The organism is Bradyrhizobium sp. SZCCHNS3052 (assembly GCF_032484495.1).
GTDB lineage: Bacteria > Pseudomonadota > Alphaproteobacteria > Rhizobiales > Xanthobacteraceae > Bradyrhizobium.
Genome location: NZ_JAUETB010000004.1, coordinates 634,791 through 646,870, shown reverse-complemented (window position 1 = coordinate 646,870; position 12,080 = coordinate 634,791). Strand labels below are relative to the sequence as shown.

11 protein-coding genes are annotated in these 12,080 nt (G+C 65.1%); 4 read left to right on the top strand and 7 right to left on the bottom strand.

What is annotated here, in order from left to right; translation table 11 throughout:
* Positions 1–14: 14 nt before the first annotated feature.
* Positions 15–1,580 (bottom strand): acyl-CoA synthetase, encoded by a 1,566-nt coding sequence (locus QX073_RS17815; protein ID WP_316226109.1) that lies wholly within the window; start codon positions 1,578–1,580, stop codon positions 15–17.
* A gap of 210 nt (positions 1,581–1,790) precedes the next feature.
* Positions 1,791–2,564, bottom strand: coding sequence for a ferredoxin--NADP reductase (locus QX073_RS17810; RefSeq protein WP_315715287.1), 774 nt, complete (start codon positions 2,562–2,564; stop codon positions 1,791–1,793).
* 288 nt (positions 2,565–2,852) lie between these two features.
* Here QX073_RS17810 and QX073_RS17805 point away from each other — a divergent pair, with 288 nt between their 5' ends.
* The 3 genes from QX073_RS17805 to QX073_RS17795 all read left to right on the top strand — a co-directional run bounded on the left by QX073_RS17805 (position 2,853) and on the right by QX073_RS17795 (position 6,668).
* Positions 2,853–3,806, top strand: a complete 954-nt coding sequence (locus QX073_RS17805) for a RimK-like protein (RefSeq protein ID WP_316226108.1) — start codon at positions 2,853–2,855, stop codon at positions 3,804–3,806.
* A 112-nt stretch (positions 3,807–3,918) separates the two neighbouring features.
* Positions 3,919–5,058 (top strand): FAD-dependent monooxygenase, encoded by a 1,140-nt coding sequence (locus tag QX073_RS17800; protein ID WP_316226107.1) that lies wholly within the window; start codon positions 3,919–3,921, stop codon positions 5,056–5,058.
* Positions 5,055–6,668 (top strand): benzoate-CoA ligase family protein, encoded by a 1,614-nt coding sequence (locus QX073_RS17795; protein WP_315715283.1) that lies wholly within the window; start codon positions 5,055–5,057, stop codon positions 6,666–6,668. The genes QX073_RS17800 and QX073_RS17795 overlap by 4 nt, the downstream gene beginning before the upstream one ends.
* A gap of 38 nt (positions 6,669–6,706) precedes the next feature.
* On the opposite strand, the gene QX073_RS17790 is transcribed toward QX073_RS17795, so the two are convergent.
* Complete coding sequence (locus QX073_RS17790; RefSeq protein ID WP_315715282.1) at positions 6,707–7,216, bottom strand: MarR family transcriptional regulator; 510 nt, start codon at positions 7,214–7,216, stop codon at positions 6,707–6,709.
* A complete protein-coding gene (gene maiA / locus QX073_RS17785) occupies positions 7,206–7,838 on the bottom strand; it encodes a maleylacetoacetate isomerase (protein WP_316166451.1) in 633 nt (210 codons plus the stop codon). The genes QX073_RS17790 and maiA overlap by 11 nt, the downstream gene beginning before the upstream one ends.
* Before the next feature lie 102 nt (positions 7,839–7,940).
* Here maiA and gtdA point away from each other — a divergent pair, with 102 nt between their 5' ends.
* A complete protein-coding gene (gene gtdA / locus QX073_RS17780) occupies positions 7,941–8,978 on the top strand; it encodes a gentisate 1,2-dioxygenase (protein ID WP_315825491.1) in 1,038 nt (345 codons plus the stop codon).
* Between the two features lie 10 nt (positions 8,979–8,988).
* Here the strand turns inward: gtdA and QX073_RS17775 are convergent, their stop codons facing one another.
* Genes QX073_RS17775 through QX073_RS17765 form a run of 3 tightly spaced genes read right to left on the bottom strand, consistent with a single transcriptional unit; the run spans position 8,989 to position 11,626 of the window.
* Positions 8,989–9,816: an ABC transporter permease gene (locus QX073_RS17775; RefSeq protein WP_315825492.1), complete on the bottom strand. Its 828-nt coding sequence runs from the start codon at positions 9,814–9,816 to the stop codon at positions 8,989–8,991.
* Positions 9,809–10,582 carry an ABC transporter ATP-binding protein gene (locus QX073_RS17770; protein ID WP_315825493.1) on the bottom strand — a complete coding sequence of 258 codons (774 nt, stop codon included), beginning with the start codon at positions 10,580–10,582 and terminating at the stop codon, positions 9,809–9,811. Before QX073_RS17770 ends, QX073_RS17775 begins: the two co-directional genes overlap by 8 nt.
* A 42-nt stretch (positions 10,583–10,624) precedes the next feature.
* Positions 10,625–11,626: an ABC transporter substrate-binding protein gene (locus tag QX073_RS17765; RefSeq protein ID WP_315715278.1), complete on the bottom strand. Its 1,002-nt coding sequence runs from the start codon at positions 11,624–11,626 to the stop codon at positions 10,625–10,627.
* Between the last annotated feature and the right edge of the window lie 454 nt (positions 11,627–12,080).

Sequence of the window (12,080 nt, the reverse complement as noted above, 5' to 3'; positions counted from 1 at the left end):
ACGACGGCAGCCGCTTACCCCTGCGCAAACAGCCCCGAATGCGTCTCGCGCAACTGCCGCTTCAGCAGCTTGCCGCTGGGGTTCTTGGGCAGCGCATCGACGAACACGATCCGCTTCGGCGTCTTGAACGAGGCCAGCCTGGCCGAAGCCTGCTCAAGCACGGCCGCCTCGGTCAGCTCACAGCCGGACTTGACCACGACCATCGCCACAACGGCCTCGACCCAGCGCGGATGCGGCAGGCCGACGACGGCGACCTCCGACACTTCCGGGATCAGATAGAGCGCCTCCTCGACCTCGCGGCTGGCGACGTTCTCACCGCCGGTCTTGATCATGTCCTTCTTGCGATCGACGATGGTGATGTAGCCTTCCCCGTCGATGGTCGCGAGATCGCCGGAGTGAAACCAGTCGCCCTGGAAGGCGGCGGCGGTGCGCTCGTCGTCGCGGAAGTAGCCGAGCATCAGATGCGGCGAGCGGTGCACGACCTCGCCGACCTCGCCTGGTGCGACATCATTCATGTCGTCATCGACGACCCGCGTCTCGACGTTGAGCACGGCGCGGCCGCAAGAGCCCGGCTTGCGCAGTTGATCCTCGGGTCCGAGCATCGTCGCCAGCGGAGCGATCTCGGTCTGGCCGTAGAGATTCCACAGCCGCACCTTGGGCAGCCGCTGCGCCAGCTCGCGCAGCACCTCGACCGGCATGATCGAGGCGCCGTAATAGCCCTTGCGCAAGGTGGATACGTCGGTGGTCTCGAACAGCGGCGAGCGCAGGATCGAGATCCAGACGGTGGGCGGCGCGAAGAACGATGTGATCCGATATTTCGCGATCAGCGGCAGCAGATTGTCGGGCGTCGGAAACGCCGTGATGATGTTGGTCGCGCCGACATAGATCGAAGGGCCGAAGAACACGTCGAGCTGCGCGCAATGATACAGCGGCAGCGCGTGCAGGGTGACGTCATCGGCGGCGATGCCAGCATCGACGATACAGCTCACATACTGCCAAATGACGGCGTCATGGGTGAGCATGGCGCCCTTCGGCAGCGACTCCGTACCAGAGGTGTAGACGATCTGCGCGACGTCGCTTCCGGCGATCTCGACGGCAGGCACCGTCGCCGTCGACGCCGCGAGCTCCGCAAAGTCGATCATGTCGCTTTGCCGCTCGCTCGGACCTTCCGACGGCAGCCAGATCATCTGCTCGACCGCCGGCACCAGCGTCTTGGCGGCGCGGGCCACGCCGGCAAAGCCGCTGTCGGTCGCCAGCAGCCGCGCGCCGGCATGCTTGAGGATGTAGGCAACCTCCTCGGGCTTGAGCATGAAGTTGATCGGCACCAGCACGGCGCCGAGCCGCGCCAGCGCGAAGCGCAAGGCCGCGAAGGCATGCGAATTGCGGGCGAGGATGGCCACGCGCTCGCCCTTGCCGACACCGCGGGTGGCGAGGCCGGCCGCGAGGCGGTCGACGATGGCGTTGAACTCGGCGTAGGTCCAGCTGACCTCGCCGCAGATCACGGCCGTCTTTCCCGGCGTGCGCGCCGCGCTCCGCCGCAGGAGGTCACCGAGCGTCTGTCTGCGAACGATGGAATCCATGGCCGTACCCCTTATTGTATCGGGGATGGCCGCCGCTCAGGCAATCCAAGTCCCCTCCCTGTGTCGCGCCGGACGTCTGCAGGTCCGGTCTTGCTGCCGAAAATCGCACAGCCGCTTCGAAACGCGCAAGGAGGATATTGCCAACGAAAAGAGCGCCCCGATTGCGTCGAGGCGCTCTTTCAGAAAAGTCGGAGACGAAGGGGCGACGGCTCAGCGCTCGACGAAGGCCTTCTCGATCACGAAATGGCCCGGCTCGTTGCCGCTGCCTTCGAGGAAGCCGCGCGACTCGAACATGGTCTTGAGCTCCTCCAGCATCGCCGGGCTGCCGCACATCATGATACGGTCCTTGGCGATATCGAGCTCATGCTGGCCGATATCGTTGAACAGCTGCTGCGACGAGATCAGGTCGGTGATGCGGCCACGGTTGCGGAACGGCTCGCGTGTGACGGTCGGATAATACTGCAGCTTGCCGTCGAGCAGTTCTCCGAACAACTCGTCCTCGCGCAGCTTGGCGACGACGCTCTCGCCATAGGCGAGCTCGGCGACCTGGCGGCAGCCATGGACCAGCACGATGCTCTCGAACCGCTCGTAGACGTCGGGGTCCTTGATCAGGCTGGCGAACGGGGCAAGGCCGGTGCCGGTCGACAGCAGCAGAAGCCGGCTGCCGGGCAGCAGGTTGTCGGGGATCAGCGTGCCGGTCGCCTTGCGGCCGACCAGGATGGTGTCGCCTTCCTTGATCTTCTGCAGCCGGGAGGTCAGCGGGCCGTCTTGCACCTTGATGCTGAAGAACTCGAGTTCCTCCTCGTGATTGGCGCTGGCCATGCTGTAGGCGCGCAGCAGCGGGCGGCCCTCGACCTCGAGGCCGATCATCGCGAACTGACCATTCTGGAAGCGGAAGCCCGCATCGCGGGTGGCTCGGAAGGAGAACAGGGTGTCCGTCCAGTGGTGAACGGAAAGAACTTTCTCTTTATAGAACGCGCTCATGTCGTTTGTTTTTTCACGTGGGCTGAAGTTGGAAGAAACAAGTCGTGACGGAGGCAGGACCGCAAAACCCCTATAGATCCAGCGATTTCGGCGCCTGATGTACGTGAAAACAGCGAATAATCAACCCGCATGGACGCACCATTGATCACGATCAAATGCATGCCGGCTGATGCCCGGATTCGCCTCGATCGGCCGTTCGTTCGTACACAAACGATATGGGTAATTTACTTGCCGATATTCCGATTTTCCAGCACTTTAATTCCGCATCCCTGGCCCAATCCTTGAGCAATGATTAACCATCCGCAGGCCCAGCTCGCCGCCATCACCCGCTACTGCGCCGAACGAGGCATCGCGCTCGACGTGCGGGAGGACGGCTGGCTGCTGGTGCTCGAGGATGCCACCCGGCGTCACCTGATCTTCGGCTATGATCTCGGCCTGAACAGTGCGGTGGCGCACAGACTGGCCTGCGACAAGACGGCGACCTCGGCGCTGCTGAGAGCCGACGGGATTGCCGCGGTTCCACACGCATTCTTTCTGGCGCCGGCCCTCGGCGGCCAGTCCGGGCAGACGGCCGAGGCCGCGCTGGCACTGCTCGAAACGCATCCGCGCGGGCTGGTGGTCAAGCCCAACGAGGGGACCTCTGGACGGTCGGTGGTCCGCGTCACGGCGAAGGATGACCTGCTGCGCGCAGTGAACAGCATCTTCGAGACCGGCGCGAATGTCGCGATCGCGCCGCTCATGGACATCGTCGACGAAGTTCGTGTCGTGCAGCTCGATGACGCGTCCCTGATCGTCTACCGCAAGCAGCGCCCCATCGTGGCCGGCGATGGCGTGCAGCCGCTGCTCGCCCTCGCGCTGGCGGCCACTCCGGCCACGGGGCACGCCCAGCTCCTGCGGCGCCTCGATGCGGAATTCGACGCGTCGGCCTTGCGCGCCGTCGTGCCGCGCGGCGAGCAGCGCCTGCTGAGCTGGCGGCACAATCTCGAATTCGGAGCTCAGCCCGTGCTGCTCGAACCAGGCGCGCAGCGGGACCTCTGTGCCGCGCTCGCCACCGCGGCGGCAGGCGTCATCGGCATCCGCTACGCATCGGTCGACCTCGTGCTGGCCGATGGACACTGGCAGGTGCTCGAGATCAATTCGGGCGTGAAGATGGAGGCGCTCGGCCGGCATGCGCCGGAGCTGGTCGAAAGCACATATTTCGCCGCGCTCGACGCGATCTTCGGCAGAGGCCGGTCGGGATGACTTGCGGCCGCCGGCCCGATTTCCAGCAATAAGATTTCCCTGGCCTCGATCGAGATGAGGGATTATTCTCCGATCCAAAATAAACAGTATACTGTCAATGTGGAGGACGCCCTTGCGCATCGCCGTGCTCGGCGGCGGCCCTGGCGGGCTGTATTTCGCCTATCTCTGGAAGAAGCGGCACCCCGCCGCCGTGGTCGATCTGTTCGAGCAGAATCCGGCCGGGGCGACCTGGGGCTTTGGCGTCGTGTTCTCCGATCAGGCGCTCGAATTCCTGCGCGCCGACGATCCCGACACCGTGGACGCGATCGCGCCGCACATGGAGAGCTGGCGCAACATCACGCTCAATCTGCGCGGCGAGACTGTCGAGATCGACGGCGTCGGCTTTTCCGCGATCGGCCGGCTCGAGCTGTTGAAGCTGCTGCAGGCCCGCGCCGAGAGCGTCGGCGTCGTCGCCCGCTACGGCACGACCATCCAGTCGCTGGACCAGCTCGCAGGCTACGACCTCATCATCGCTGCCGACGGGCTGAACTCGCTGGTTCGCCGCAGCTTCGAAGGCGATTTCGGCTTCTCCGTCTCCTACTCCAGCAACAAGTTCGCATGGTACGGCACGTCGAAGACCTTTGCCACGCTGTCGCAGACCTTCGTCGCGACCGACCGCGGCAGCTTCAACGCGCACCATTATCGCTATTCGCCGGACATGAGCACGTTCCTGGTCGAATGCGATCGCGCCACGTGGCACGCCCATGGCTTCGCCGAGATGTCGGTCGATGAATCCCGGCGCGTTTGCGAGCAGGTGTTCGCCGCCACGCTCGACGGTCACGCGCTGGTCTCCAACCGATCGGTATGGCGCAATTTCCCTTGGGTCTGGAATGAGCACTGGTGGCACCGGAACATGGTGCTGATCGGCGACGCGCTGCATACGGCGCACTTCTCGATCGGCTCCGGGACGCGGCTGGCGATCGAGGACGCGATCGCGCTCGCCAAGGCGCTCGATGCCGAGACCAGCCTCTCGGACGGCCTCGCCCGCTATCAGGCCGAGCGCCAGCCGATCGTAAAGAAGCTGGTGACGGCGGCCCGGACCAGCAGCGACTGGTATGAGTCCTTCCCGGCTCACATGACGCTCAGCCTGTTGGATTTTGCCTACAGCTACATCACCCGGTCCGGGCGCATCGATGATACCAGGCTGCGCGCGATGGCTCCGCAGTTCATGGCCCGCTACGAGGCATCTCGGAACACGGGAGCACGCGCATGACGAGAGAGATTGCCGACCAGGTTCCGCGCGACAGCGCCGGCGCGCGCGAGATCGGCTTCGCAATTCCCGCCCGCTACAATGCCAGCCGCGTGCTGTTCGACAACCTCGCCAAGGGCAACGCCAACAAGACTGCGCTGATCGGTCCGGCCGGCCAGCGCAGCTATGCCGAGCTGTGTGCCGACGCCTGCCGTTGGGGCAACGGCTTCACCGCGCTCGGGCTCAGCCGCGGCGACCGGGTCCTGCTGTTCCTCGACGATACACCGGCCTATCCGGCCGCGTTCTTCGGCGCAGTGCGCGCCGGCTTCGTGCCGCTGCTGATCAACACATTGACGCCGCCGGATCTGCTGCAATTCTATCTCGCTGATTCCGGCGCCAAGATCGCGGTCGCCGACGCCGAGTTTGCCGCACGGTTCGATGCACAGGCCTGCGCCGAGACCGCGCTGCGCACACTGGTCGTCGTCAACGGCGAGGCGCCGGCCACCGCCGTCGCAACGACGGTCGCGGTCGATGCGTGGCTGCCTAACTTCACCGATCAGTTGGCGGAGGCCGACACCCACCGCGACGAGATGGCATTCTGGATGTATTCGTCCGGCTCGACCGGACGCCCCAAGGGCATCGTCCATCTGCAGCACGACATGGCCTATAGCGAGCAGGCGTTCGCCCGCAACGTGCTGCGGCTCAAGCCGGACGACATCTGCTTCTCGGTGCCCAAGATCTTCTTCGCCTACGGCTTCGGCAATGCGATCACCTTTCCATTCTCGGCCGGAGCGACGACGCTGCTGCTGCCCGGCCAGCCGAAACCCGCCGCCATCTTCGATGCGATCGGCCGCTTCCGACCGACCGTGTTCTTCGGCCTGCCGACGCTCTACACCGCGCTCACCAAGGCCGAGGGTGCGAAGCAGGCCGACGTCTCGTCACTGCGGCTCGCGGTTTCCGCGGCCGAGGTGCTCTCGGCCGAGGTCTTCAACGGCTGGAAGAGCCTGACCGGCTTGGAGATCGTCGAAGGTCTCGGCTCGACCGAGGTTCTCCACGTCTATCTCTCGAACCGCGAGGACCGCAAGAAGCTCGGCGCCGCCGGACTGCGCGTTCCCGGCTACGAGATCGCGCTGCGCGACGGCGAAGGACGCGAGGTCGCCAACGGCGAAGAGGGCATTCTCTGGGTACGCGGCGACTCCAACACGCCGCTCTACTGGAACCGTCCGGACAAGACCGCGGAGACGATCCGCGATGGCGGCTGGATCTACACCGGCGACCGTTTCGTGCGCGATGCCGACGGCTTCCATTTCTTCCGCGGCCGCGCCGACGACCTGGTCAAGATCTCCGGCCAATGGGTCTATCCGCTCGAGGTCGAGCTCTGCCTCGCCGAGCATCCCGATATCAGAGAATGCGCCGTGTTTGCGCACGAGCTGCCGGATCGTCGCATGAGCCTGAAGGCCGTGGTGGTCACCAACGGCGGATCCCCCGACCAAATCCCGACCGTCAAGGCGCTGCAGGACTACGTGAAGGCGAAACTGCTGCCCTACAAATATCCACGCGAGATCGTCTTCATCGACGAATTGCCGAAGACGGGCACCGGCAAGATCGATCGTCAGGCGGTGATGCGGCTGTGAGCCTACGCCTTGCGCCCGACAACCGCGGAGTTCCGCGATCAGCCGGTCTTGCCGAGATGCTCCAGCGCATCCTCGGCGCGCAGCGGCACCCGCGACACCTCGTTGTTGAGATCGACGAGCTGCGCCAGCAGCGCCATCAGCATCTTGCGATCCGGGGCCTTCAGGGGCGCCAGCATGCGGGCCTGGGCGCGATCGACCGCCGGCATGATCGCACGGAGAAGGGCTCCGCCCGCCCTGGTCAGATAAAGCAGCTTGACGCGCTTGTCCTCGGCCGACGGCCTGCGCTCGATATGGCCCTTGCTCTCCAGCCGCTCGATCACGCTGCCGAGCGTCGAACGGTCGAAGGCGATCACCGCCGACAGCCTGGTGGCATCGATGCCGGGGTGCGTCTGGATCGCGACCAGCGCCGCATATTGCACCGGCGTCAGGTCGAACTCGCGGCACTCCTCGACGAAGATGGACACGGCAATCTGCTGCATCCGCCGGAACAGATAGCCCGGCTTGGTGTAGACTGCGTCCATCGTGATGTCGGCCGGCCTACTCGGCATCGGGCTGACGCTCCGGAGCAGCAGCGGCGAAGGCCGGCAGCGCCTTCGCCGCGGCTTCGGCCTGCAGCAGGCGCGGAAACGCTGCGACATCGACGCCGAAGCGGCGTGCATTGCCGAGCTGCGGCACCAGGCAGAGATCGGCCAAGGTTGGCGCCGCACCGAAGCAGAATGGGCCAGGCTCATGCTTGATCAGCGCTTCGCAGACAGCAAGCCCCTCGCGGTTGGCCCAGCCGGCCCAGGCCGTGACCTTGTCCTCGGGCAGGCCGAGCTCCCGGAGCCGCGCCAGCACCTTCAGGTTCTGCACCGGATGGGTGTCGCAGGCGAGCACCTGCGCGAAGGCGCGGACCTGGGCGCGTCGCAACGGATCCTTCGGCAGCAGCGGCGGCTCGGGATGAGTCTCGTCGAGCCATTCGATGATCGCAAGCGACTGGATCAACGTGGCGCCGCTGTCGTCCTCGAGCGCCGGGACCAAACCCTGCGGATTGAGCGCGAGATAGGCGGGCGCGCGCTGCTCGCCCTTGCGGAGGTGATGCGGCAGATGCTCGGCCGTGAGACCCTTGAGGTTGAGCGCGATCCTGACGCGATAGGATGCGCTGCTGCGGAAATAGCCGTGCAGCTTCATCATGGCAGTCCTCCCGATGCGACAGCTCTGGTTGTATTTGACGGTAATCAAATTGGCAGTATACTGTCAATCAAGAACGACATCTGATCATGGGAGGCGCGCATGGCCGCGGTTTCGACACCGGAGCGCGAGGCGTTCTACAAGAAGATCGACGGCGAAAACATGACGGCGCTGTGGACCGTGATGAGCGATCTCATCACGCCCGAGCCGAAGAGCGCCTGCCGCCCGCATCTGTGGCAGTTCGCGGCGATCCGCGACTACATGGTCGAAGCCGGGCGGCTGATCACGGCGAAGGAAGCCGAGCGGCGCGTGCTGATCCTGGAGAATCCGGGACTGCGCGGGCAGTCCAAGATCACCACATCGCTCTATGCCGGCGTTCAGATGGTGATCCCAGGCGATGTTGCGCCCGCCCATCGGCACAGCCAGTCCGCATTGCGCTTCGTGCTGGAAGGAAAGGGAGCCTTCACGACCGTCGAGGGCGAGCGCACCCTGATGGAGCCGGGCGACTTCATCATCACCCCGTCGATGACTTGGCACGATCACGGCAATGAGACCACCGAGCCGATGTTCTGGCTCGATGGCCTCGACATTCCCCTGGTGCAGTTTCTCGACGCGTCGTTCGCGCAAGGCGCGCAGGAGGACCAGCAGAAGGTCGCGCGCCCCGCGGGCGACAGCTTCGCCCGCTACGGCCACAATCTGCTGCCGGTCGATGCGAAGCGCAAATCCAGGACATCGCCGATCTTCAACTATCCCTACGCCTATACGCGCGAGGCGCTGGAGAACGCGAAGCGGAGCGAGGAATGGGACGCCTGCCACGGGCTGAAGCTGAAATTCTCCAACCCGGAGACGGGTGATTTCGCGATGCCGACGATCGGCACCTTCATCCAGCTGCTGCCGAAGGGCTTCAAGACTGCGCGCTATCGCTCGACCGACGCGACCGTGTTCACCGCGATCGAAGGCAGGGGCCGCAGCCGCATCGGCGACCAGACCTTCGAATGGGGCCCGCGCGACCTGTTCGTCGTTCCGAGCTGGCAATGGGTCAGCCATGAGCCGGACGAGGATGCGGTACTGTTCTCGTTCTCGGATCGCCCGGTGCAGGAGAAGCTCGACTTGTTCCGGGAAGACCGCGGCAACGCCTGACACCGCCGGATCAGCGCCAGCGCAGGAGCCGCGCTTCGAGCATGCTGATCAGCCGGCCGACGGCGAGACCGAACAGCGACAGGATCAGGATCCCCGCCATCAGCTGATCGGTCTGCATCAGATTGCCGGCCTGCAGCACGAAGGTGCCGATGCCGGTCTCGGCGCCGATCATCTCCGCCGAAACCACGAGCATCAGCGCGACCGACGCGGTGATGCGGAAACCGGCGAGGATCGACGGCAGCGCGCCGGGCCAGATCACGCGGCGGACGATGGTCGGGAACGGCACGTTGAAGCTCTGCGCCATGCGGATCAGGTTGCGCGGCACCGCATCGACGCCGCTATAGACCGAGATCGTGGTCGAGAAGAACACGCCCAGCGCGATCGTCGCGATCTTCGGCTGCTCGCCGATGCCGAGCCAAAGAATCAGCAGCGGCAGCACGGCGATCTTCGGAATCGGAAACAGCGCAGAGACGAACGTGATGCCGATGCTGCGCGCAATGCGCCAGAGGCCGATCGCGAAGCCGACGACGATGCCGGTGGCCGTGCCGAGCGCCCAGCCGGATACAATGCGCACGAACGATGCCGAGACATGCTGCCAGAGCGCGCCGCTTTCGGCCAATCGATACAGGGCGCGCAAGATCGTCAGCGGCGCCGGCAGGAACAATGGGTTGGCCAGTGCGAGGCTGCCGATGAGTTGCCACAGGCCGAGAGCCGCCGCGAGCGCGAGCCAGCCGGCCCATCGGCTTGCGGCTGGCGTGAAGCCGCCGCCCCGGAACGGCACTTTCCGGCTCTGCTTGCCGACGACCTCAGGCGTTCCGGCCGGGGAGCGTTCAAGCATTCTGAACCTCGCGCTCGGCATCGATTGCCTCGGTCCGGATCAGCCCCCAGAGCTCGTTCTGCAGGTCCAGCAGTTGCGCGCGTACTCCGGCATCGCCGCGGCTGCGCCGCGTCGCCGGGACGCTGACGACCTTCCGGATGCGGCCGGGACGACGCGACAGCACGACGATGCGGTCGGCGAGCCGCACGGCCTCCTCGAGATTATGCGTGACATAGACCGCGCCCATGGTGCCGTCGGCGAGCAGATCGACGAAGTCCTCCATCAGCAGTTCGCGGGTCTGCGAGTCCAGCGCCGACAACGGCTCATCCATCAGCAGGATCGCCGGGCGGACCGCCAGCGCCCGGGCAATCCCGACCCGCTGTCGCATGCCGCCCGACAACTGCTTGGGATAGACGGTCCGGAAGTCTGCCAGGCCGGTTCGCCGCAACGCATCGTCGACGGCGGCGGCGCGCTGCTGCGTCGACAGGGATGTATGGAGGAGCGGAAAGGCAACATTGTCGGCGACGCTTGCCCACGGCAGCAGCGCGAAGTCCTGGAACACGAACGTCAGGGGATTGAGGCTGCCGGGCGGCGGAGCTCCGCGCAGCACCGCCTGTCCCTTGCTTGGCTGCAACAACCCTCCGAGGATTGCCAGCAGCGTGCTCTTGCCGCAGCCGGACGGCCCAACGAGGGCGACCACCTCGCCGGCTCCGACCGTGAACGACACGCCATCGAGCACATCGAGCGCGTCGAAACGGTGGCTGATGGTCTCGGCGATCAGGTCCATATCAAGCGATCCCGCTGCAGGCCCGCGCTGCGCCTGCCTTCATCAATCCGGCTTCACGAAGTCTTTGGCGATGATCGCGGCCGCATCATAGCCCTGGTCCGCGAACCCCTGAGCCTGCAGCCATTTGATCTGGCTCTCGATGTTCTTCACATCGAGCTTGCCGTCGGGATCGATGTAGGCGCAATTGCCCACGACCTGCTCGACCGGCAGGTTCGTGTACTTGCCGATGATCTCGAGTAACGGCTTGGTCTTGTCGTCGATGGCGGCGGTGCCGTCCTTGACCGAGGCGAGCACGACATCATGATACTCGCGCTCGGCGCGCTGAAGCGACGCCAGCAGCTTGCCGACCAGCGCCGTGTTGGCAAGTGTCTTCGGCCCCGCGAACACGCCGCTGACCTGCCACGGCGTCTCGTCGCCGACCCAGCCAAGATGCTTGACGGCGCCCTCCTCCATCAGCTTGCGCGCCACCGAAACCGGCATCAGCGCCGCGTCGACGGTTTCCCCTTTGATGGCCGCCGACATGTTGGACATGGACTGCAGCGGCACGATCTTCACGTCGGCGAGCTTGAAGCCATATTTATCGGCCAGCAGCCCCACCGAATAGTGAAAGCTCGACCCGACCTGGGTCATCGCCACGCGTTTGCCGGCAATGTCCTTCGGCGTCCTGAGACCTGCCTCATAGGCCTTGTTGCTGGCAAAGTAGCCAATCAGCGGAAAGCCCGGGCGGTCACGGCTCATACCGGCGATGATCTTCAACGCGCCCTTGCCTGCGAGGTTATACAGTCCTGCGGTGAAGGCGGTCACCCCGACGTCGACGTCGCCGGTGGCCGTCGCCACGGCGATCGGTTGCGCTGCATCGAAAAACTTCAGCTCGACGTCCAGTCCAGCTTCGCGGAAATAGCCTTTGTCCAACGCGATGAACACTGGCGCGGACGAGGACAGCCGGAGAACGCCGATCCGGAGCTTGGCGTCGTCGGCCAGCGCGGTGCTGATCGATACGAGGCTCCAGAGCAGCCCCAGGACGACCCCAACGTATCGGAACATCACACTCTCCAAGTTCTGGCGACCCGCACGCCCGGCCTCACCCACGACGCCGACTTGTTGCAATATTTCGCGCTTGATGTCGCGCCAAATTTTCGGGAGTCGGGAGATCGCAGCCTCAGAGGCCGGGCGTCTTGCTCCAAGCCGCCTCGTCCGTCACGGTAACGCGTATTGAGCTAAACGCCCTTGCAATCGGCGGTCCGGTCCTTTGCCGCGACCGTGAGCTTCCTGCAGGGGCCGTGAAACGTCTCGATCCCTTTCAATCCGTCCTCTGCACGGACCGACATGGCCGGCGGCTCGCCGCACCGAGGGCCAGCAGCCAAACGGATGAAGCTGTCTTTTTCATCGCGATCTTCTGACAAAGTGGATATTGCCGAGCGGGCCGGATTTTGCCGCGTGGACCGTACGATCGCGAGTGACGACCGGCGACGCCGCGACGAGCTCTCCTGCTGGCCCA

Excerpts from the sequence above, each read along its gene's own strand:
- QX073_RS17765 (WP_315715278.1), bottom strand. The coding sequence starts at position 11,626 with ATGTTCCGATACGTTGGGGTCGTCCTGGGGCTGCTCTGGAGCCTCGTA.
- QX073_RS17805 (WP_316226108.1), top strand. The coding sequence starts at position 2,853 with ATGATTAACCATCCGCAGGCCCAGCTCGCCGCCATCACCCGCTACTGC.
- gtdA (WP_315825491.1), top strand. The coding sequence starts at position 7,941 with ATGGCCGCGGTTTCGACACCGGAGCGCGAGGCGTTCTACAAGAAGATC.
- maiA (WP_316166451.1), bottom strand. The coding sequence starts at position 7,838 with ATGAAGCTGCACGGCTATTTCCGCAGCAGCGCATCCTATCGCGTCAGG.
- QX073_RS17790 (WP_315715282.1), bottom strand. The coding sequence starts at position 7,216 with ATGCCGAGTAGGCCGGCCGACATCACGATGGACGCAGTCTACACCAAG.
- QX073_RS17810 (WP_315715287.1), bottom strand. The coding sequence starts at position 2,564 with ATGAGCGCGTTCTATAAAGAGAAAGTTCTTTCCGTTCACCACTGGACG.
- QX073_RS17815 (WP_316226109.1), bottom strand. The coding sequence starts at position 1,580 with ATGGATTCCATCGTTCGCAGACAGACGCTCGGTGACCTCCTGCGGCGG.
- QX073_RS17775 (WP_315825492.1), bottom strand. The coding sequence starts at position 9,816 with ATGCTTGAACGCTCCCCGGCCGGAACGCCTGAGGTCGTCGGCAAGCAG.
- QX073_RS17795 (WP_315715283.1), top strand. The coding sequence starts at position 5,055 with ATGACGAGAGAGATTGCCGACCAGGTTCCGCGCGACAGCGCCGGCGCG.
- QX073_RS17770 (WP_315825493.1), bottom strand. The coding sequence starts at position 10,582 with ATGGACCTGATCGCCGAGACCATCAGCCACCGTTTCGACGCGCTCGAT.